The organism is Salipiger mangrovisoli, from assembly GCF_015223355.1.
Lineage (GTDB): Bacteria > Pseudomonadota > Alphaproteobacteria > Rhodobacterales > Rhodobacteraceae > Salipiger > Salipiger mangrovisoli.
Map to the genome: position 1 here is coordinate 49,512 of NZ_JADFFK010000003.1, position 19,393 is coordinate 68,904.

General features: G+C 66.4%; 18 protein-coding genes. 14 read left to right on the forward strand and 4 right to left on the reverse strand.

Annotation, left to right across the window (positions count from 1 at the left end; all coding sequences use genetic code 11):
- Positions 1-281 precede the first annotated feature (281 nt).
- Positions 282-1,079 (forward strand): N-acyl homoserine lactonase family protein, encoded by a 798-nt coding sequence (locus tag IQ782_RS05260; protein ID WP_194133580.1) that lies wholly within the window; start codon positions 282-284, stop codon positions 1,077-1,079.
- A 51-nt stretch (positions 1,080-1,130) separates the two neighbouring features.
- On the opposite strand, the gene IQ782_RS05265 is transcribed toward IQ782_RS05260, so the two are convergent.
- Both IQ782_RS05265 and IQ782_RS05270 read right to left on the reverse strand, forming a co-directional pair.
- Complete coding sequence (locus tag IQ782_RS05265) at positions 1,131-2,273, reverse strand: Gfo/Idh/MocA family protein (RefSeq protein WP_194133581.1); 1,143 nt, start codon at positions 2,271-2,273, stop codon at positions 1,131-1,133.
- Positions 2,274-2,291: 18 nt separating this feature from the next.
- Positions 2,292-3,017: a GntR family transcriptional regulator gene (locus IQ782_RS05270; protein WP_194133582.1), complete on the reverse strand. Its 726-nt coding sequence runs from the start codon at positions 3,015-3,017 to the stop codon at positions 2,292-2,294.
- Between the two features lie 112 nt (positions 3,018-3,129).
- On the opposite strand from IQ782_RS05270, the gene IQ782_RS05275 reads away from it, so the two are divergent.
- The 13 genes from IQ782_RS05275 to IQ782_RS05335 all read left to right on the forward strand — a co-directional run bounded on the left by IQ782_RS05275 (position 3,130) and on the right by IQ782_RS05335 (position 16,501).
- Complete coding sequence (locus tag IQ782_RS05275; RefSeq protein ID WP_194133583.1) at positions 3,130-4,284, forward strand: LLM class flavin-dependent oxidoreductase; 1,155 nt, start codon at positions 3,130-3,132, stop codon at positions 4,282-4,284.
- Positions 4,284-5,198 carry an aldo/keto reductase gene (locus IQ782_RS05280; protein WP_194133584.1) on the forward strand — a complete coding sequence of 305 codons (915 nt, stop codon included), beginning with the start codon at positions 4,284-4,286 and terminating at the stop codon, positions 5,196-5,198. The genes IQ782_RS05275 and IQ782_RS05280 overlap by 1 nt, the downstream gene beginning before the upstream one ends.
- Complete coding sequence (locus IQ782_RS05285; protein WP_194133585.1) at positions 5,198-5,713, forward strand: flavin reductase family protein; 516 nt, start codon at positions 5,198-5,200, stop codon at positions 5,711-5,713. Before IQ782_RS05280 ends, IQ782_RS05285 begins: the two co-directional genes overlap by 1 nt.
- Before the next feature lie 53 nt (positions 5,714-5,766).
- Positions 5,767-6,354: a TRAP transporter small permease gene (locus tag IQ782_RS05290; protein ID WP_194133586.1), complete on the forward strand. Its 588-nt coding sequence runs from the start codon at positions 5,767-5,769 to the stop codon at positions 6,352-6,354.
- Position 6,355: 1 nt separating this feature from the next.
- A complete protein-coding gene (locus tag IQ782_RS05295; protein ID WP_194133587.1) occupies positions 6,356-7,645 on the forward strand; it encodes a TRAP transporter large permease in 1,290 nt (429 codons plus the stop codon).
- A gap of 29 nt (positions 7,646-7,674) precedes the next feature.
- Positions 7,675-8,733 (forward strand): TRAP transporter substrate-binding protein, encoded by a 1,059-nt coding sequence (locus IQ782_RS05300; RefSeq protein WP_194133588.1) that lies wholly within the window; start codon positions 7,675-7,677, stop codon positions 8,731-8,733.
- A 126-nt stretch (positions 8,734-8,859) separates the two neighbouring features.
- Positions 8,860-9,885, forward strand: a complete 1,026-nt coding sequence (locus IQ782_RS05305; RefSeq protein ID WP_194133589.1) for a YeiH family protein — start codon at positions 8,860-8,862, stop codon at positions 9,883-9,885.
- Between the two features lie 190 nt (positions 9,886-10,075).
- On the forward strand, positions 10,076-11,095 hold the full coding sequence (locus tag IQ782_RS05310; protein ID WP_194133590.1) for an LLM class flavin-dependent oxidoreductase: 1,020 nt from the start codon (positions 10,076-10,078) through the stop codon (positions 11,093-11,095).
- 137 nt (positions 11,096-11,232) lie between these two features.
- Positions 11,233-12,528, forward strand: coding sequence for an extracellular solute-binding protein (locus IQ782_RS05315; protein ID WP_194133591.1), 1,296 nt, complete (start codon positions 11,233-11,235; stop codon positions 12,526-12,528).
- A 101-nt stretch (positions 12,529-12,629) separates the two neighbouring features.
- Positions 12,630-13,601, forward strand: coding sequence for an ABC transporter permease subunit (locus IQ782_RS05320; RefSeq protein ID WP_338092553.1), 972 nt, complete (start codon positions 12,630-12,632; stop codon positions 13,599-13,601).
- 4 nt (positions 13,602-13,605) lie between these two features.
- A complete protein-coding gene (ugpE, locus tag IQ782_RS05325) occupies positions 13,606-14,448 on the forward strand; it encodes a sn-glycerol-3-phosphate ABC transporter permease UgpE (RefSeq protein WP_194133592.1) in 843 nt (280 codons plus the stop codon).
- Positions 14,448-15,518, forward strand: coding sequence for a sn-glycerol-3-phosphate import ATP-binding protein UgpC (locus IQ782_RS05330; RefSeq protein WP_194133593.1), 1,071 nt, complete (start codon positions 14,448-14,450; stop codon positions 15,516-15,518). The genes ugpE and IQ782_RS05330 overlap by 1 nt, the downstream gene beginning before the upstream one ends.
- Positions 15,515-16,501, forward strand: a complete 987-nt coding sequence (locus tag IQ782_RS05335) for an endonuclease/exonuclease/phosphatase family protein (RefSeq protein ID WP_194133594.1) — start codon at positions 15,515-15,517, stop codon at positions 16,499-16,501. Before IQ782_RS05330 ends, IQ782_RS05335 begins: the two co-directional genes overlap by 4 nt.
- Positions 16,502-16,514: 13 nt before the next feature.
- Here the strand turns inward: IQ782_RS05335 and IQ782_RS05340 are convergent, their stop codons facing one another.
- Together IQ782_RS05340 and araD are read right to left on the reverse strand one after the other, a co-directional pair.
- Entirely contained in the window at positions 16,515-17,411 is an 897-nt protein-coding gene (locus tag IQ782_RS05340; protein ID WP_194133595.1) for a dihydrodipicolinate synthase family protein, read from the reverse strand.
- A gap of 10 nt (positions 17,412-17,421) precedes the next feature.
- Complete coding sequence (araD, locus tag IQ782_RS05345; protein ID WP_194133596.1) at positions 17,422-19,164, reverse strand: L-arabinonate dehydratase; 1,743 nt, start codon at positions 19,162-19,164, stop codon at positions 17,422-17,424.
- Positions 19,165-19,393: the final 229 nt, after the last annotated feature.

Sequence of the window (19,393 nt, forward strand, 5' to 3'; positions counted from 1 at the left end):
GGTATTTTCGAGCCGGGCACGCGGCCAGCGGCGGGGCCCTGAAAGACCCAAGGGACCTTGCTGCGCCCATGGGAGGATCCGGACCTCGTCTGGTCCGCGTCGCGGGTGGGCGGTCACCCTGTTGGGCACCCCGTGGCCATCGACGAGGCACCGTTCCGCCGCGACTTCGCCCGAGGCCGCGGCGGAGTCGCGTGATACGCGGCACTGCTGTAGCCTCCGGTCAGGGCTTTGTCGGCTGCCGCTCGGCCTTGCCCAGGCTGGCCCGACCGGAAGGAAAGTGCATGAGCGACTGGGAGATCTTCGCGCTTCGCTACGCGACGCGCGCGGCGCGGACCCGTGCCGACAGCTTCATCTTCGACGACGATCACGCGGCGCCGCATCCGATGGATTATTTCCTGTGGGTTCTGCGCCGGGAGCACGAGGTGGTCCTTGTGGATACCGGCTATGAGGCGGACGAGGGCGCGCGCCGCGATCGCCCGATCCTGCTTGACCCGCGCGAGGCGCTCAGGCCGCTGAACATCCGGGCCGAGGACGTGGGCAGGGTGATCGTCACGCATCTGCATTACGATCATGCTGGCGGGCTGCATCTATTCCCGAACGCGACGCTACACATGCAGGCAGCAGAGATGGCCTATGCCACCGGTCCCTGCATGTGCCATGCGACACTGCGTATGCCCTATACCGGCGATCATATCTGCGAAGCGGTCCGGCGGCTCTTCGCTGGCCAGCTGGTGTTCCACGACGGCGATGCGGAGGTGGCCGAGGGGGTGACGGTGCATCGCATCGGCGGTCATTCGCGGGGACTGCAATGCGTGCGGGTAAGGACCCAGTCGGGCTGGATGGTTCTCGCCTCGGATGCCGCGCATTACTACGAGAACCTTCTTCGGCAGAAGCCTTTCCCCATCGTCGTCGATCTCGAGGACATGCTGAAGGGCTTCGCCCGGCTCGAGACCCTCGCGAGCGAACGGCGGCTCATCTTGCCGGGCCACGATCCGCGGGTCACCCGGCTTTTCCCATCCGTCTTGGCACCGCATGTCTTCCGGCTCGACGGCGGGCCGGAGGGTGCCATCGAGACGTGACCGGAAGGAGAGGCGGGAGGGCGGTGCCACGCCCCCCCGCCGCGGTCTGTCTCAAGCGTCGCCGGTCAGTTCGCTGATGTCCACTGCGCGCTGCTCGGACATCGAGCGCTGCGCGGCAAGGCCCATGAGCACCGCCCACTTGCCATCGGCCAGCGAAACCTCCGGCCCGGCGCGCTCGCCGCGCACCAGTTCTAGGAAGCCGCGGTGCTGGTAGAAGGTCGAGCCGTTGTGATCGCCCGCTTCGAGGAGGGTCGGATCGACCGGGATCTCGCGCACCTCCGGCCCTTTCGGCTCGCGCGGCGAGACGATCACCTGCGGCACCGGGGCGGCGCCCAGATGCGCCGGCCAGAACCGGCCCGGTCCCGGCACCAGCGCCTCGATCTTGCCCTTCGGGCCGACCGCCGAGATCTCTTCCTGATAGCGCGCGCCCTCGGCGAACATGCAAAGCTCGAGCATGGCGCGCACACCGCTCTCGAATTCGACGATGACATAGCCATGGTCGAAGATGTCGGGTGTCTCGCCGGCGTAGGTCTCGGTCAGGTGGTTGGCCGCCTGACCACCCATCGCCATCACCCGCACCGGATCGGACTTCAGCGCGAGGCGCATGAGGTCGAAGAAATGGCAACACTTCTCGACGAAGGTGCCCCCCGTGTAGCGGTTGAAACGGTTCCAGTCGCCGACCTTCTCGAGGAAGGGGAAGCGGTGCTCGCGGATGGTCAGCATCTTGATGCCGCCGGTCGCCGCCTCGGCCTCTTCCAGCAACTTGGCGACGGGCGGCATGTAGCGGTATTCCATCGCCACCCAGACCGGCGCGGGGTAGCTTTCGGCAAAGGCGTCGATGGCGGCGGCGTGGCGCGGATCGGTGAAGAGCGGCTTTTCCACCAGCACGGGCAGGGGGCGCTTGCCGGCGATCTGCTGCAGCTGCTCCACATGGCGGAAGTTGGGGCTGGCGATCAGCAGGCAGTCGATCTCGGCCACGTCCAGCAGCGCCTCGATGCTGTCCACGAAGCGCGCGCTCGGGGCAAACTGCCGGGCATGGGCGCGCATCTCGGCGTCGGGCTCAAAGATCGCGCCGATCACGGTGTTCTCGAGCAGCGCGATGTTGCGCAGATGCTCCTGTCCCATCATGCCGCAGCCGATGATACCGTAGGTGATGGTCCGTGTCTCGCTGCGCGCGAGGGTCTGGGTCGTCATAGGGAAATCCTCCTCCCTTCAGATGAGGCGCTGGACGTAGAGCGCCTTTTGGGTGTCGTACCAGGTGCGTGAGAACTCGACCGCCTCGCTGCCCTGCGCCCAGGACAGGCGCTCGATGTAGGCGGTGGTGGTGCCGGGTTTCAGTGCAAAGACCTCGGGCGCCCAGTCGGGCACCTGACCGATGCCCACCCGGTCCTCGGCGCGGGTGATCCAGAGCTGAAGGGCGCGCTTGTAGGTCAGGTAGAGCGAATCCTGCACCAACTCGCGCGGGACCTTGCCCGCCCCGCCGTCGAGCCAGATCTCCTCGACCGCGATGATGACGTCGTCGAGGTAGCGCAGGCGCCGAAAGCGGGTGCCGTGGTCCGAGCTGCCATAGGCGGGCTGCTGCGAATCCTTTGGAAGGTAGTCGGCCGAGAGAATGTCTGCGGTGGGCAGGCCGCCGCCGCCCTCGGCCAGTTCGAGTCGGAACATCGAGTAGACCGATTCGACTTCGCCGCCGGCGCGCACGTAGTTTCCCGACCCTTGGCGGCGCTCCAGAAGTCCCTTTTTCTCAAGCTCGAGCAAGGCTTTGCGCAATGTTCGTACGGTTGTGCCATGGGCCTTCGCGAACTCGCGCTCGGGCGGCAGCTTCTGTCCGTCGACCAGACGGCCAGCGGCGATATCGCGGATCACCAGTTCGCTGATCTGCATGTAGATCGGCAGCGCGTCGGGCCTGTTGGCGGAATTCCTGTTTTTTTCCTGCATGTTTCCGCCTCCCCCTGCAGATGCTGCGAATGAAAAAATTGATACACCATTGATCTACATCAAAGACGCGGGTAGTGAAAGAGGAAGTTCGGAGGTTTTCAGGGAGGAAAACATGACGGTCGTACCCGTTACATCCGCCGATCTCGACGCGGTCGAGGTGGCCTGGTTCTCGGCGCTCTGCTCGGATGACTACCAGTTCCTCGGCGTGCCCGACGGCGACCTGCGCTCGTCGTGGGACCATTGCTCGGAGATCGTGAAGACCGCCGAGGCGCAGGGCTTCGGCAACATCCTGTGCCCCTCGTCCTACCAGGTCGGGCAGGACACGCTGAGCTTCGTGGCGGGCTGCGCGCCGATCACCAACGCCATCAACCTGCTGGCAGCCGTGCGCTGCGGCGAGATGCAGCCGATCATGCTGGCGCGCACCATCGCGACGCTCGATCACATGCTGCAGGGGCGTCTGACCGTGAACATCATCTCGTCCGACTTCCCCGGCGAGAAAGCCGAGAGCCAGTTCCGCTACCAGCGCTCGCGCGAGGTGGTCGAGATCCTCAAGCAGGCGTGGAACCGCGACGAGATCAACTACGAGGGCGAGGTCTACAACTTCACCGGCCTCACCACCGATCCCGCCAGGCCCTACCAGCAGGGCGGGCCGATGCTGTATTTCGGCGGCTACTCGCCCGATGCGCTCGACCTCTGCGGCCAGCATTGCGACGTCTACCTGATGTGGCCGGAGAAGACCGAGGACATCGCCGGGCGGATGCAGGCGGCCAATGCTGCCGCCGAGAAATACGGGCGCACGCTCGACTACGGCTTCCGCAGCCACGTGATCGTGCGGGACACCGAGGCCGAGGCCAAGGAGTATGCCCGCTACATCGCCAGCAAGCTCGACGACGAGCTGGGTCAGGCGATCCGCGAACGGGCGCTTGACGCAGGCAGCCTCGGCGTCAGCCACCAGGCGCGCAACCGCGAGCTGGCCGATCTCGAGGGCTATATCGAGCCCAACCTCTGGACCGGCATCGGCCGGGCGCGCTCGGGCTGCGGTGCGGCCATCGTCGGCTCGACCGACCAGGTCCTGAGCAAGCTCGAGGAGTTGCAGAAGATGGGCATCCGCGCCTTTGTCCTGTCGGGCTACCCGCACATCGAAGAAGCCGAACACTTTGGCGCGCGCGTGCTGCCGCAGCTGAAGACCTGCCAGCTCAACCAGGCGTGGGGCCGCGTTCCGCAAAGCCTTCCGAAGACGCCGCTCGGCGCAGGAGACCGCCGCTGATGGATACCGCAAGCATTTTTACCCAAGACCGCGTGACCATGGCCGAGGGGCTCAGCTTCTCGCGGCTGGTCTACGGCATGTGGCGGATCGGCGATGACGCCGACACGTCGGCGGGCCATGTGCGCGCCAAGATCGATGCCTGTCTCGCGCAGGGGATCACGACGCTCGATCAGGCCGACATCTATGGCGATTACACCGCCGAGGCAGTGCTGGGGCAGGCGTTCAAGGCCGACCCGTCCCTGCGCCAAAAGGTGGAAGTGGTCACCAAGTGCGACATCGTCGCGCCCTGCGGCAAGTATTCCGACGTGGCCTGCAAGCACTACGACACCTCGAAGGCCCACATCGAGGCGTCGGTGGAGAACTCGCTGCGCGATCTCGGCACCGATTACATCGACCTGCTGCTGATCCACCGCCCCGATCCGCTGATGGACCACGAGGAGACCGGCGCGGCGCTCGACGGGCTGGTCAAGGCGGGCAAGATCCGCGCCGCCGGCGTGTCCAACTTCCGGCCTTGGGATGTCGAGCTCTTGCAGAGCGCGATGGAGACGAAGCTCGCGACCAACCAGATCGAGATTTCGCTGGCCCGCACCGAGCCCTTCACCGATGGCGATCTGGCCTTCCACCAGCGCCGCAAGGACCCGGTGATGGCCTGGTCGCCGCTCGGCGGCGGCAGCCTGATGACCGGAGAGAGCGAACTGACCCGCCGCATGGATGCGCTGGCCAGCGAATTCGGCGTCGACCGCGCCGCCATTGCCGTGGCCTTCCTGCTGCGCCACCCGGCGACCATCCTTCCGGTGCTGGGCACCAACTCTCTGGAGCGGATCGCGAAAATTTCCGACGCCCGCAAGGTCGCACTGAGCCGGGTGCAGTGGTTCCAGCTCTACGAAGCGGCACTCGGCCGCGAGGTGGCCTGATGCAGATGGCGCAGCCCCGGAGTTTCCAGAGCTTCGTGCCGGACACGGCCAACGGACGGGCGCTGCGCGATGCCTTCGGGCTCTTCGCCACGGGAGTGACCATCGTCACCGCCTGCGGCCCCGAGGGTTGCGCAGCGATCACCGCCAACAGCTTTTCGTCGGTGTCGATGGACCCGCCTCTGGTGCTCTGGTCGCCGGCGCGCAGCTCGAGCCGCTTCGCGCTGTTCGCCGGGGCCGAGCACTACGCGATCCACGTGCTCGCGGCGGACCAGCAGGAGCTGGCGTGGACGGTGGCGAAGAACGGCGCGGCGCTTCTCGGCTCGGCGCTCGAGCAGAATGCCGAGGGCGTGCCGGTGCTCGAGCGCTGCCTCGCCCGCTTCGACTGCCGCCGCCACGCGGTGCACGAGGCGGGGGATCACGCCATCGTCGTCGGCGAGGTCTTGCGCGCCACCATGCAACAGGGCGATCCGCTGGCCTTCTTTGGCGGGCGGGTCGCAAGGGTCGAGATCAACTGACGGCGCGCCGCGGCCTTGGAGGAGGACGCGGCTTTGCGCGACGGGAGGAGAACATGGTGCTACTCGACGGGCTGATCCGGCCGCTGTCTTGGGTGAACGACGTGCTGCTGAAGATCGGCCGCGGCATCGGCGTGCTGGCGATCGCGGTGATGGTGGCGGTGACCCTTGTGCAGGTGTTCTGCCGCTACGTGCTGGGCAATGCGCTGCCCTGGCCGGACGAGGCGGCGCGCTTCTGCATGCTGTGGATGGCAGGGCTGATGGCGCCGACGGCCTTTCGCCGCGGCGGCTTCGTCGCCATCGACATCCTGCCCTCGATGCTGCCGCGCCGTCCGGCCAGCCTTTTGAACCTCGTGTTGCTGGTGATCAGCCTGATGGTTCTGGTGGTCGCGCTGCAGATCGGCTGGAAAGAGGTCACCGGGCTTGGCGGGCGCTTCGCCTCGGCTTCGCTCTACGTGCCAATGGCGCTGGATTTCAGTGAATGGCACCGGGTGCCGCGCAGCTGGATGATGGCCTCGCTGCTGGTCGGCATGGGGCTGCTGGTGCTGGTCAATATCGAGCTCATCCTGCGCAATCTCGCCGAGCTCTGCTCGGGCCGGGCGCTGGATCTAGTCCCGCAGGGCAAGGCGCAGGGAGCCGAATGACATGCTGATCTGGTTCCTTCCGCTCTTCCTTGTCTTCCTGCTGATCGGCCTGCCGGTGGTCTTCGGCCTCTTGGCGGCGCCGGGTATCCTTCTGTTCCTGAACGGGCAGGAGCGTGACATCACGTTGCTCTACCGCAACCTCTACAACGGCATGGACAGCTTCCCGCTGATGGCGATCCCCTTCTTCATGCTGGCGGGCGAGATCATGAACCGCGGCGGGATCACCCATCGCCTCGTCGAGTTCAGCCAGGCCTTCATGGGGCACCTGCGCGGCGGGCTGGCACATGTGAACGTGCTGTCTTCCATGCTGTTCGCCGGGCTCTCGGGCTCGGCGGTGGCCGACACTTCGGCGCTCGGCTCGATGCTGATCCCGGCGATGGAGAAGCAGGGCTACACCCGCCGTTTCGCCGCCGCGATCACTGCGGCGAGCTCGGTGATCGGGCCGATCATCCCGCCCTCGGGGATCATGATCATCTACGCCTACGTCATGGGCGAGAGCGTCGCGGCGCTGTTCCTTGCGGGGCTGGTGCCGGGGGTCCTCGTCGGCGTCGGGCTGATGCTGCTGATCAAGGTCATGGCCAACCGCTACGACTTCCCCGTCGCCTCGCGCCGGTACAGCTGGGGCGAGCGCGGGCAGGCGAGCCTCAAGGCCTTCTTCCCGCTGCTGACGCCGGTGATCATCCTCGGCGGCATCCTCGCAGGGGTCTTCACCCCGACCGAGGCAGCGGCGGTGGCAGTGTTCTACGCGCTCTTCATAAGCCTCTTCGTGCTGAAGACCCTGCGCTTCGCCGAGTTGCCCGACGTCCTGGGCCGCGCCGGGCTGACCTCGGCGGTGGTGCTGCTGCTGGTGGGCGCGGCCATGTCGTTCAAGACGGTGGTGTCGCTCTCGCACGCGCCGCAGCAGATGGCCGACTTCATCCTGTCGCTGACCGAGAACCCGCTGCTGCTGCTGTTCCTGATCAACCTGCTGCTCTTCGCGGTCGGCATGTTCCTCGACGCCGGCCCGGCGATCATCATCCTCGGACCGATCCTCGGCCCGGTGTTCACCGGCATGGGCGTCGATTCAGTGCATTTCGCCATCATCATGTGCGTGAACCTGACTGTCGGGCTGGCGACGCCGCCGATGGGGCTGGTGCTCTTCGTCGCCTCGGCGGTCTCGGGCGAGCGGGTGACGACGATTTCCAGGGCCATCGTGCCATTCCTCGCGGTCGAGATCGTGGTGATCTTCCTGATCACCTATTTCCCCGCGATTTCCATGACGATCCCGCGACTGACCGGGTTCGCGAACTAAGAAAATCCAGAGCTATCAGGGAGGATATCATGCTCAGGAAGACCCTTACGCTGGCGGCATCGCTGGCCCTCACGACGGCCCTCGCCATCCCGGCGATGGCGCAGGACTACACCATCCGCGCGGTCGCCAACTCGAACGAGAACGACGAGGATTACGACGGGCTCGAGGTCTTCAAGTCCTATGTAGAGAGCGCTTCGAACGGCGCGATCGCGGTCGAGATCTACATGGGCACGCAGCTCTGCTCGAACGGGGCCGAGTGCCTGCAGGGCGTGGCCGACGGCTCGATCGACGTCTACATCTCGACCTCGGGCGGCGCGGCGGGGCTGTTCCCCTACGTTCAGGTGCTGGACCTGCCGTACCTGATGCAGGATGACCGGGTGGCCGAGAAGGTGCTCTCGGGCGACTTCACCCGCACCATGCGGTCGATGGCGCTGGAAGATTCCGGCGGCATGATCCGCCTGATGACCATCGGCAACACCGGCGGCTGGCGCAACTTCGCCAACACCAAGCAGCGAGTGCAGACGCCCGGGGACCTCAAGGGCATGAAGATCCGCACGGTGGTTGCCGACCTGCCGCAGGAACTGGTGCGCGCGCTGGATGCCGCGCCGACGCCGATCCCGTGGCCCGAGCTTTTCACCTCGCTGCAGACCGGCGTGGTCGAGGGCACCAAGAACGGCATCACCGACATCATGTCGATGAAGTTCCCCGAGGCCGGACTGAAATACGTCACGCTCGACGGCCACGCCTACATGGGCGCGCTGTGGTGGATGTCGAACGAGAAGTTCCTGGCGATGCCCGAGGACATGCGCCGGGTGGTGGTCGATGGCTTCTACCAGTTGCAGCAGGCGACCTTCGCCTCGCCCAAGCGCAAGTCGATCCCGGCCTACAAGGAATTCACCGAGGCGGGCGGCGATCTCTACGTGCCCTCGCCCGAGGAGAAGCAGGCCTTTGCCGAGGCGGCACAGCCTGTCTACGAGTGGTTCACCGCCAATGTCGAAGGCGGGCAAGAGGTCTTCGACGCCATGCAGGCGGCGGTGCAAACCGCGACCGAGGAACTGGACGCCGAGCGCGCGAGCGACATCGAGTAACAGCAGGCAAAGACAGGCACGCCCCAAGCCGGGCGTGCCTGATCCGGCGCGGCTCCGCCTGGGACGCGCAGGACGGAAGCACAGGACGACCGCAGGGGCGGCACGGCCCCGCATCGAGGACAGGACATGAGCGCACACACCGCCACTCTTACCGATCCCCGCCGGCTTCTCGCCCGCGCGAAGGTCCTCGCCCCCGGCACGGCGCTGGCGATCGTGCTCGCGATGGCGGCGCAGTTCCTGTCGAACCATTACGGCGCGCCGGTCATGCTGATGGCGATCCTGCTCGGCATCCCGTTCCATTTCCTGTCGGAGCACGAAAATACCGGCCCCGGCATCACCTTCGCCGCCAAGGGGCTGCTGCGCATCGGCGTGGCGCTGCTTGGGCTGCGCGTCTCGCTCGACATGGTGCGGCAAATCGGCTGGGGCTTCGTGTTGATCATCGGACTCTGCGTGGCGGTGACCATCCTTGGTTCGATCCTGCTGGCGCGGGTCGTCGGCAAGGACCGCGCTTTCGGCTTCCTGACCGGCGGCTCGGTGGCGATCTGCGGGGCCTCGGCGGCGATGGCGATCTCGTCGATCCTGCCGCAGCGCGAGACCGCAGAGCGGGACCTGTCGTTCACGGTGATCTCGGTCACCGCCTTCTCGACGGTGGCGATGATCGTCTACCCCATCCTCGCCCAGTCGCTCGGGCTCGACCAACATCTGACGGGTCTTTTCCTTGGCGGCACGATCCACGACGTGGCGCAGGTTGTGGGCGCGGGCTATTCGGTCTCGGACGAGACCGGCGACATTGCCACGGTGGTCAAGCTGATCCGGGTGACCATGCTGGCCCCGGTTGTGCTGATCGGAGCGCTGGCCATGCGCCGCCATGCCCCCGCCGCCGAAGCGCGACCGCCGTTGCTGCCGGGCTTCGTCGCGGCCTTCCTGCTGCTGGCGGCGCTGAATTCCTTCCACCTGGTGCCGGAGGCGGTGATCGAGCCCGCCTCGGCCCTGTCGCGCGCGCTTTTGGTCACCGCGGTGGCCGCGGTGGGCATGAAGACCTCGCTCGCCAAGCTCGCCGACGTGGGCGGCACGGCCATCGCAATGCTGGCGGTGCAGACCGCCGTGCTTGCGGCGCTGGTGCTGATCCCGCTGATGCTGGGGCTGGTCTGAGCAGCAACCCGGCTTTCGGGTCGCGCGAAGCGCGGAAGCCGCCGCCCGGATGCGCCGCGAGCGCACAGGTCCTGCGCTTGGGCAAACAGCGCGCACGGTTGCGGGAGGGGGCGCACAATGACTAGCTATGCACCAAACGGGACCGGCAGCCGGGTGTTTCCCCTGCCGCAACAGCCCGAGGAGTATCGCTATGAAAAAAATCGGCTTCCTGTCCTTCGGACATTGGTCACCGCAGCGCGGCTCGGCCACGCGCACCGCTTCCGATGCCCTGCTTCAGGCCATCGACCTTTCCGTTGCCGCCGAGGAACTGGGGCTCGACGGGGCCTATTTCCGCGTGCACCATTTCGCACGCCAGCACGCCAGCCCCTTCCCGCTGCTGGCCGCGGTGGGTGCCCGCACATCAAGGATCGAGATCGGCACGGGCGTCATCGACATGCGCTATGAGAACCCGCTTTACATGGCCGAGGATGCCGGGGCCGCCGACCTGATCAGCCGGGGCCGCCTGCAGCTGGGCATCAGCCGCGGCAGCCCCGAGCAGGTGATCGAGGGGTGGCGCTACTTCGGCTACGGTCCGGCCGAGGATGAAACCGACGCCGACATGGGACGCCGCCACGCGCAGGTGTTCCTGCAGATGCTCGAGGGCCATGGCTTCGCCGAGCCGAACCCGCGCCCGATGTTCCCCAACCCGCCGGGCAAACTGCGGCTCGAGCCCCATTCCGAGGGGCTGAAGGACCGCATCTGGTGGGGTGCGGGCTCGAACAAGACCGCCGAATGGGCCGCCATGCTGGGCATGAACCTGCAAAGTTCGACGTTGAAGGACGACGAGACCGGCGAACCCTTCCACCTCCAGCAGGCGCAGCAGATCCGCGCCTACCGCGAGGCATGGAAGTCGGCGGGTCATTCGCGCAAGCCGCGCGTTTCGGTGAGCCGCTCGATCTTTGCCATCACCAGCGACGAGGACCGGATGTATTTCGGCCGCGGCGGCAAGGAGCAGGATTCGGTGGGCTTCATCGAACAGCAGCGCTCGATCTTCGGCCGCTCCTACGCCGACGAGCCGGACAAGCTGATCGAGCAGCTGAAGGGCGACGAGGGCATCAGAGAGGCGGACACGCTGCTGCTGACCATCCCCAACTCGCTGGGCGTCGATTACAATACCCATGTGATCGAGAATATCCTGACCCACGTGGCCCCGGCCCTCGGTTGGCGCTGAACACTCGATGCCCGGCCGCAAGGCCGGGCAGCGCGCGGCCCCGCGATGGTATAACGTCATGCAAACGTCATGCCGTGGTATCATAGCCGTCACAGATCGCGCTTACCCCGTCGCCGAACAAGAACGGGGGACACCACATGTTCAAGACCACCGGAATGGCGATCGGCTCGATGCTGCTCGCCTCGACCGCATTCGCCGCTACCGACATCACCTGGTGGCACGGCATGGGCGGGCGCAACGGCGAGGTGATCAACGAGATCTCGCAGCAGTTCAACGCCGCGCAGGACGCCTGCCACCTGACCCCGATCTCCAAGGGCACCTACGAAGAGGCGCTCTCGTCGGGCATCGCCGCCTTCCGCTCGGGCGAACAGCCGAACATCCTGCAGGTGTTCGACGCCGGTGCCGCCACGATCATCGCCGCCAAGGGCGCGACGATTGCCGCCGAGGATCTGATCACCGGCGCGGGTGAAGAGTTCAACCGCGAGAACTTCATCGCGGGTGTCCGGAACTTCTACGCCGACAGCGACGGCAAGTTCATCGGCATGCCGTTCAACTCGTCGGCACCGATCATGTATTTCAACACCGAGGCCTTCGAGAAGGCCGGTGTGCAGCCGCCGAAGACCTGGGAAGAGTTCGAAGAGGTCGCCCCGAAGCTGAAAGAGGCCGGCTACCTGCCGATGACCGCCTCGCAGCTGACCTGGATGATGGTCGAGAACTTCAAGTCGCGGAACAACCAGCAGTTCGCCACGAACAACAACGGCTATGACGCGACCCAGGGCACCGAGATCATCGTCAACGACGAGAACCAGGTGATGATGTTCGAGAAGCTGAAGGCATGGGCCGACGACGGTCTCTACGGCTTCTACGGCGCCGGCTGGGCCGACAACCTCAAGCCCTTCGAGGAAGGCAAGGCGGCGATGTGGATCGGTTCGTCGGGCAGCTTCGGCGGGTTGCAGAAATCGGCGGACTTCGACTTCGGCGCCGGGTTCATGCCCTATTGGGACAGCATCGAGGGTGCCGGCACCCAGAGCTTCATCGGTGGCGCGGCGCTTTTCGCCATGGCCGGCAAGCCCGAAGAGCAGAACACCTGCACCGCGCAGTTCTTCTCGTTCCTGACCTCGCCCGAGACGCAGGTCTACTGGCACAAGAACACCGGCTATGTGCCGATCACCGAGGCCGCCTACGAGATGGCCAAGGGGGAAGGCTACTACGATGAGCAGCCGGTGGCCGAGGTCGGCATCCAGCAGCTGATGCTGGAGACCGGTGAGTGGTCGAAGGGCTACCGCCTGGGCTTCTACCCGCAGATCCGCACCGTGATGGAACGCGAGTTCAACCGCATCTTCTCGGGCGAGACCGAGGTGAAGGCGGCCTTCGACACCATCCAGCAAGAGGGCAACGCGCTGCTCGCGCGCTTCGCCAAGACCGCCAACTAAGGACCGGCTCCGCCGAGTTCCGGGGTCCCGGGCAGCTGCCCGGGGCCCCGATGCCATTGCCGCGCCGCGCGGCGGCGCCTTTCCCGATCAGGACACAGCCCGTGACCGATACCCCGCTCAACATGGTGGAGGCCGACCAGACGCTGGTCACGCGCCTCCGCGCCTGGTGGTCCGGCGAGACCGCCAACCCCGCCAAGCGCGTGCAGTTCGACCGCCCGCTCACCCCCTGGCTTTTCCTGCTGCCGCAGCTCGCGGTGGTGGTGATCTTCTTCTACTGGCCCTCGGTGCAGGCGGTGACCTCCTCCTTCTACCTCGAGGACCCCTTCGGCTTCGGCGCGACCTTCGTCGGAATGGAGAATTACGCCGACGCGCTGAACAGCTCGGAATACCTCGGCACCGCCGCCTTCACCGCCTTCTTCTGCGTGGTCGTCACGACGCTGGCGCTGGGGATCGGCCTGCTGATGGCGGTCAAGGCCGACAAGGTGATCCGCGGCGCCGAAAGCTACAAGACGCTGCTGATCTCGGTCTACGCCATCGCGCCACCGGTCGCCGGGCTGATCGGCATGATGTTCTTCGACATGCACATGGGGCCGCTCAAGGATCTGGCGGCCTTCTTCGGCTACGACCTCAAGGTCGGCATCAACTACTGGGACACCGCCACCGCGCTGATCGTCATCGCCGTGTGGAAGCAGATCCCCTACAACTTCATCTTCTTCCTGTCGGGGCTGCAATCGGTGCCCGTCTCGGTGCGCGAGGCGGCGCTGATCGACGCGCAGTCCGGCTGGCGGCGGTTCTGGGACATCACCCTGCCGCTGCTCGCGCCCACCGCCTTCTTCCTGCTGGTGATCAACATCACCTACACGATGTTCGACACCTTCCCGATCATCGACGTCATCGTGAAGGACAAGCCCGCCAACAACCCGATGACGCTGGTCTACAAGGTCTATCTCGACGGGTTCAAAGGCAATGACATCGGCGGCAGTTCGGCGCAGTCGGTGATCCTGATGGGCGTCGTGGCGCTGCTGACCGTGTTGCAGTTCCGCTTCCTCGAACGCCGCGTGCACTACGGATAAGCCCATGCAGAAGATCAAACCCTTCGATCACCTGATCCTCATCCTCGGCGTGTTGTTTCTCTGCGCCCCGGTGGTGATGGCGCTGATGTCCTCGACCCACGCGGCGATCGACATCCACTCCAACGGCCTGTCGCTGCTGCCCGGCGGCAATGGCATCGAGACCTACACCAAGGTGCTGACCCACCGCGGCGGCTTTACCGGCGACGTCACCGGCCTTTTGATGCTGCGCAACTCGCTGATCATGGGGCTCGGCTTCGCTGTCGGGAAGATCGCGCTGTCGATGATGGCCGCCTACGCGCTGGTCTACTTCCGCTTCCGCTTCGCGACGCTGCTCTTCTGGGCGATCTTCGCGACGCTGCTCTTGCCGCTGGAAGTGCGGATCATGCCCTCTTACCAGGTCATGTCCGAGCTGCACCTGCTGAACACCTACACCGGCCTGATCGTGCCGCTGCTGGCCTCGGCCACCGGCACCTTCTTCTTCCGGCAGTTCTTCCGCTCGGTGCCCGACGAGCTGCTCGAGGCGGCGCGCATCGACGGGGCCGGGCCGGTGAAGTTCTTCATCGACATACTGGTGCCGCTGTCGAAGACGATGATGGCGGCGATCTTCATCATCATGTTCATCTATGGCTGGAACCAGTACCTCTGGCCGCTGCTGATGACCACGGACGAGAGCTTCTACACGCTCATGCGCGGCATCAAGTCGATCCTGCAGGTCTGGGTCGGCAGCCAGATCCCCGATTACAACGAAGCCTTTGCCCTCGCGGTGCTGGCCATGGTCCCCCCGGTTGCCGTGGTGGTGATCTTCCAGCGCATGTTCATCAAGGGCCTGACGGAAAGCGACAAATAATGGCTGAGCTTACTCTGAAGTCGGTCGGCAAGACCTATGCGGGCGGTGTCGATGCCGTCACGGACGTGAACATCGACATCAAGGACGGCGAGTTCATCGTTCTGGTTGGCCCCTCGGGCTGCGGCAAGTCCACGCTCCTGCGCATGGTGGCGGGGCTCGAGACGGTGACCCGCGGCGACGTGCATATCGGCGGGCGGCGGGTCAATGACCTCGACCCGGCCGAGCGCGACATCGCCATGGTGTTCCAGAACTACGCGCTCTATCCGCACATGAGCGTGCGCGACAACATGGCCTACGGGCTGAAGAACCGCGGCGAGAGCAAGGCCGTCATCGAGGAGCGCGTCGCCGAAGCCGCACGGATGCTGGAGCTTGGCCAGTACCTCGACCGCAAGCCGCGCGCGCTCTCGGGCGGGCAACGGCAGCGGGTGGCCATGGGCCGGGCGATCGTGCGCCAGCCCAAGGCGTTCCTCTTCGACGAGCCACTGTCGAACCTTGACGCCAAGCTGCGGGTCTCGATGCGCATGGAGATCCGCAAGCTGCAGCAGCGGCTCGGGACGACCTCGCTTTACGTGACCCACGACCAACTCGAGGCGATGACGCTCGCCGACCGTCTGGTGGTGCTGAACGGCGGACGGGTCGAGCAGATCGGCGCGCCTCTCGAGGTCTACCGCAAGCCTGCCTCGACCTTCGTCGCCTCCTTCATCGGGGCACCTGCCATGAGCCTTCTGGATGCGCAGATCGAGGGCGGGCAACTGCTGCTGGCCGGGCAGGCGCTCGCCGGTGTCGGCATTGCGCCGGGGCCGGTCACGCTCGGTCTGCGTGCCGAGGATTTGCGGATCGTGGCCAACGGCCTGCGGATGCGGGTCGAATACGTCGAGGAGTTGGGTGCGCAGCGTATCGTGCACGGCATGGTGGGCGATCAGGCGGTTGCGGTCATCGACCAGCACGACACGCCGCTTGGTCCGGACGTCCGGATCGCCGTCGATCCGACCCGGCTGCACCTCTTCGATGCGCGCAGCGGGCGGCGCATGGAGACGCGGCTGCACCGCGTGGCGGAGCCCGCGCAGTGATCCGCGAGACCAGTCCCGCGCTGCCTTCGCCCAGCCCGGCGGAGCTGGCCATCCGTGACCTGCCACGCAGCGTCGCGAGCCATGACGCCCATTTGGAGACGGTGCGCGGCATGAGCCTGATCGAGGTCGGCGGCGCCGTGCCCCATGCGCGGCTGCCGATGCCGCTGACCGTGGGCGCCTGGAACCTCGAACGCTGTCTCTTTCCCGAGGCTTCGGCCGCTCATGCGGGCGACTGCGACCTGCTGCTCGTCTCGGAGATGGACCACGGCATGGCGCGCACCAAGCAGCGCAACACCACAGCCGAGATGGCCGGAGCGCGGGGCATGAGCTATGCCTACGCGGTGGAGTTCCTTGAGCTGGGCCTCGGGTCGCCCATCGAGCACCAGTTCTGCGACGACAGCCACAATGCACGCGGCTATCATGGCAACGGCCTTATGGCGCGCGGCCCGCTGCACGAACCCTTTGCGCTGCGGCTCTGGGGCAAGCGGCAATGGTTCTTCGATGACGAGCAGCCGCGGCTCGGAGAGCGCATTGCGGTCGGCGCGCGCGTCGAGACCGAGGAGGGGCCTTTCGTTGCCGTCTCGACCCACCTCGAAAGCGCCTGTGGTCCCGACCATCGCGCCCGGCAGATGGCGGGGCTGATTGCCGCGCTGGATGCGGAGTTTCCCGGCCTGCCGGTGCTGATCGGCGGCGATCTCAACACCGGCAACCATGCAGGTGGCGACTGGCGCGCCGAGGGGCTTTTCGACCTCGCCCGCGCCGCCGGCTTCAGCATGCACGGCGGTCCGGAGGAGCAGACGACCACCCGTCCGAGCCTGATCACCCGCTGGCCTGAACGCGCAATGAAACTCGACTGGTTCCTTGCGCGCGGGATGACGCTCGGCCCGGTCGAGATCCGGCCCTCGCTGGGTGCCGACGGCACCCCGCTGTCCGACCACGACCTGATCGTGGCCCGCATCGAGGGCCTGTCTGCCGCGGGCTGAAGGCCCGCTCCGCTCAGATCAACCCGCTCATCTCTAGGAAGGTTTGAAGCTTGTCCTGCTGCGCCGGCGTGAGCGGCCAGGCCGAGGGGGGGCGGGTCGGCCCGCAGTCGAGGCCCGTCGCCAGCAGGGCGGCCTTCACGCCGGTCACATTGGTGCCGTTCAGCTCTTCGGCGCGGATGTCCTCGAAGGCCTGCATCTCGCCGATCAGGCGGTTGGCCTCGACGTAGTCCGACGCCTCGAGCGCGGCATGGATCGCCAGCGAGCGCTCGGGCCAGACGTTGATCAGCCCCGAGGTGAAGCCGCGCGCGCCGACCGCGTAGAAGGTTGGCGCCCAGACCTCGGCCAGTCCGCCCACCCAGGTAATCGAGGGATCGCAGGCGGCCTTGGCGGCGGCCAGCTTCTGCGGGTTCGGGGTGGCCCATTTCACGCCCTTGACGCCCGGCACGGCGCAGAGGTCGGCGATGGCACCGGTGCCGATCGCGTCGTTGCGCAGGTAGAGCATCATCGGCAGCCCGCCCGAGGCGTCGGCGATGGCCTTGACGTAGTCTACCGTGCCGCGCGGTGCGACGAAGGGGTCGGGCGGCTGGTGGATCATCAGCGCGGTGGCGCCTGCCTCGGCGCTGGCCTTGGCCAATTCGCAGGCGTCGCGGATGCCGCGGCCGATGCCGGCCAGAACCGGGGCGCGGCCGTCCACCATGGCACAAACCTCGCGGGCCATGGTGATCGCCTCGTCGGTGGTCAGCGCGTAGAACTCGCCGGTGTTGCCATTGACCACGGGCATGTGCAGCCCGGCGCCGAGCGCGCGGTCGAGGATCGGGGTCAGCCTGCCGGGCGCGATGTCGCCCGCCTCGTCGTAGGGGGTGACGAGGATGCCGGAAATGCCGGCGAGGGCGGTATCGAGGTCAAGCATCTGTGTCTCCTCAGAAAATGTCGGGCTCGCCGGCCGCGCGGCCGAAATCGCGTTCCAGGTAGTCGAAGTCGCAGCCCTTGTCGGCCTGTGTCACGTGGCGCGAGAACATGTAGCCCCAGCCGCGCTCGAAGCGCGGTTCAGGCGGCGTCCATTCGGCCTTGCGGCGGGCGATCTCGTCTTCGTCCACCAGCATGTCGAGACGGCGGTTCGGCAGGTCGAGCCGCACGATGTCGCCGGTTTTAAGCAGTGCCAACGGGCCGCCGACAAAGCTTTCGGGTGCGACGTGCAGAACGCAGGCGCCGTAGGAGGTGCCGGACATGCGCGCATCCGAGATCCGCAGCATGTCGCGGTGCCCCTGCTTGATCAGCGCCTTGGGGATCGGCAGCATGCCCCATTCGGGGAAGCCCGGGCCGCCGAGAGGGCCGGCGTTGCGCAGCACCATCACGTGATCGGGGGTGACATCGAGGGTCTCGTCGTCCACCGCTTTCTTCATCTCTGGGTAGCTGTCGAAGACCAGCGCAGGTCCTTCGTGGACGTGGTACTTGGGGTCGCAGGCGGCGGGCTTGATCACCGCACCATCGGGGCAGAGGTTGCCGCGCAGCACCGCCAGCGAGCCCTCGTGGTAGACCGGGTTCGACAGCGGGCGAATGACGTCGTCATTGTACACCTCGGCGCTGGCGATCTCTTCGCCCAGCGAGCGGCCGGTGACGGTGACGCAGCTGAGGTCGAGCATGTCCTGCATCTGCTTCATCAGCGCCCGCAGGCCGCCGGCGTAGAAGAAGTCCTCCATCAGGTAGTCCTTGCCCGAGGGGCGGACATTGGCGATCAGCGGCGTGACACGGCCAAGCGCGTCGAGGTGATCGAGCGTCAGATCGACCCCGGCGCGGCGCGCCATGGCGATGAGGTGCACCACGGCATTGGTCGAACAGCCGGTGGCCATGGCGACCTTGGCGGCGTTCTGCACCGAGGCGGGGGTGATGATCGTCTCGGGGGTCATGTCCTCCCAGACCATCTCGACCACGCGGCGGCCACAGTCGGCGCCCATGCGCTGGTGGCCCGAGTCGACCGCGGGGATCGAGGAGGCGCCGGGCAGGGTCAGCCCCATGGCATCGGTGATCGCGGTCATGGTCGAGGCGGTGCCCATGGTCATGCAGGTGCCCGCCGAGCGCGCGATGCCGCCCTGCAGGCCGAGCCATTCCTCGTCGGTGATGTTGCCGGCGCGGCGCTCGTCCCAGTACTTCCAGGCGTCAGAGCCCGACCCGAGGATCTTGCCCGCGTAATTGCCGCGCAGCATCGGCCCGGCGGGCAGGTAGATGAAAGGAACGCCCGCCGAGATCGCCCCCATGACAAGGCCCGGCGTGGTCTTGTCGCAGCCGCCCATCAGCACCACGCCGTCGAGCGGGTGGGCGCGGATCTGCTCCTCGGTCTCCATCGCCAGCATGTTGCGGTAGAGCATGGAGGTCGGCTTGTTGAAGCTCTCGTCGACCGAAAGCGCGGGCATCTCGACCGGCAGGCCGCCGGCCTGAAGCACGCCGCGCTTCACGTCCTTGACGCGCTCGGGGAAGTGGCTGTGGCAGGAGTTCAGCTCGGACCAGGTGTTGAGGATGCCGATGATCGGCTTGTCGCGGAAGTCTTCCTCGGCGTAGCCGAGTTGCATCATCCGCGAGCGGTGCCCGAAGCTGCGCAGGTCGTCGGGGGCGAACCAGCGGGCCGAGCGCAGCTCGGCCGGCGTCTTTCGGGGCGCTTGCGTCATGACTCTCCTCCAGTTCATTGCGCGTCTTTGGGAATTGTGTATGCGCATACATCGAGTCTCGTCAAGCGAGGGCCACAGATAATATGACGAAATGTGCGCTTGAGTGAAATCCTTGACAGGAGGCATGCGTGTGTGCTTCCCATTCATGTATGCGCTTACATAGCGTGGGGCGGAAAGGAGACCGTCCAGAGGAAAAGCTGGCCGTGCAGCGGTCACGAGGGAGGAAATC

What these genes read in the sequence shown, in the direction of transcription:
- IQ782_RS05260 (WP_194133580.1), top strand. Translation starts at nt 282, where the DNA reads ATGAGCGACTGGGAGATCTTCGCGCTTCGCTACGCGACGCGCGCGGCG.
- IQ782_RS05265 (WP_194133581.1), bottom strand. Translation starts at nt 2,273, where the DNA reads ATGACGACCCAGACCCTCGCGCGCAGCGAGACACGGACCATCACCTAC.
- IQ782_RS05270 (WP_194133582.1), bottom strand. Translation starts at nt 3,017, where the DNA reads ATGCAGGAAAAAAACAGGAATTCCGCCAACAGGCCCGACGCGCTGCCG.
- IQ782_RS05275 (WP_194133583.1), top strand. Translation starts at nt 3,130, where the DNA reads ATGACGGTCGTACCCGTTACATCCGCCGATCTCGACGCGGTCGAGGTG.
- IQ782_RS05280 (WP_194133584.1), top strand. Translation starts at nt 4,284, where the DNA reads ATGGATACCGCAAGCATTTTTACCCAAGACCGCGTGACCATGGCCGAG.
- IQ782_RS05285 (WP_194133585.1), top strand. Translation starts at nt 5,198, where the DNA reads ATGCAGATGGCGCAGCCCCGGAGTTTCCAGAGCTTCGTGCCGGACACG.
- IQ782_RS05290 (WP_194133586.1), top strand. Translation starts at nt 5,767, where the DNA reads ATGGTGCTACTCGACGGGCTGATCCGGCCGCTGTCTTGGGTGAACGAC.
- IQ782_RS05295 (WP_194133587.1), top strand. Translation starts at nt 6,356, where the DNA reads ATGCTGATCTGGTTCCTTCCGCTCTTCCTTGTCTTCCTGCTGATCGGC.
- IQ782_RS05300 (WP_194133588.1), top strand. Translation starts at nt 7,675, where the DNA reads ATGCTCAGGAAGACCCTTACGCTGGCGGCATCGCTGGCCCTCACGACG.
- IQ782_RS05305 (WP_194133589.1), top strand. Translation starts at nt 8,860, where the DNA reads ATGAGCGCACACACCGCCACTCTTACCGATCCCCGCCGGCTTCTCGCC.
- IQ782_RS05310 (WP_194133590.1), top strand. Translation starts at nt 10,076, where the DNA reads ATGAAAAAAATCGGCTTCCTGTCCTTCGGACATTGGTCACCGCAGCGC.
- IQ782_RS05315 (WP_194133591.1), top strand. Translation starts at nt 11,233, where the DNA reads ATGTTCAAGACCACCGGAATGGCGATCGGCTCGATGCTGCTCGCCTCG.
- ugpE (WP_194133592.1), top strand. Translation starts at nt 13,606, where the DNA reads ATGCAGAAGATCAAACCCTTCGATCACCTGATCCTCATCCTCGGCGTG.
- IQ782_RS05330 (WP_194133593.1), top strand. Translation starts at nt 14,448, where the DNA reads ATGGCTGAGCTTACTCTGAAGTCGGTCGGCAAGACCTATGCGGGCGGT.
- IQ782_RS05340 (WP_194133595.1), bottom strand. Translation starts at nt 17,411, where the DNA reads ATGCTTGACCTCGATACCGCCCTCGCCGGCATTTCCGGCATCCTCGTC.
- araD (WP_194133596.1), bottom strand. Translation starts at nt 19,164, where the DNA reads ATGACGCAAGCGCCCCGAAAGACGCCGGCCGAGCTGCGCTCGGCCCGC.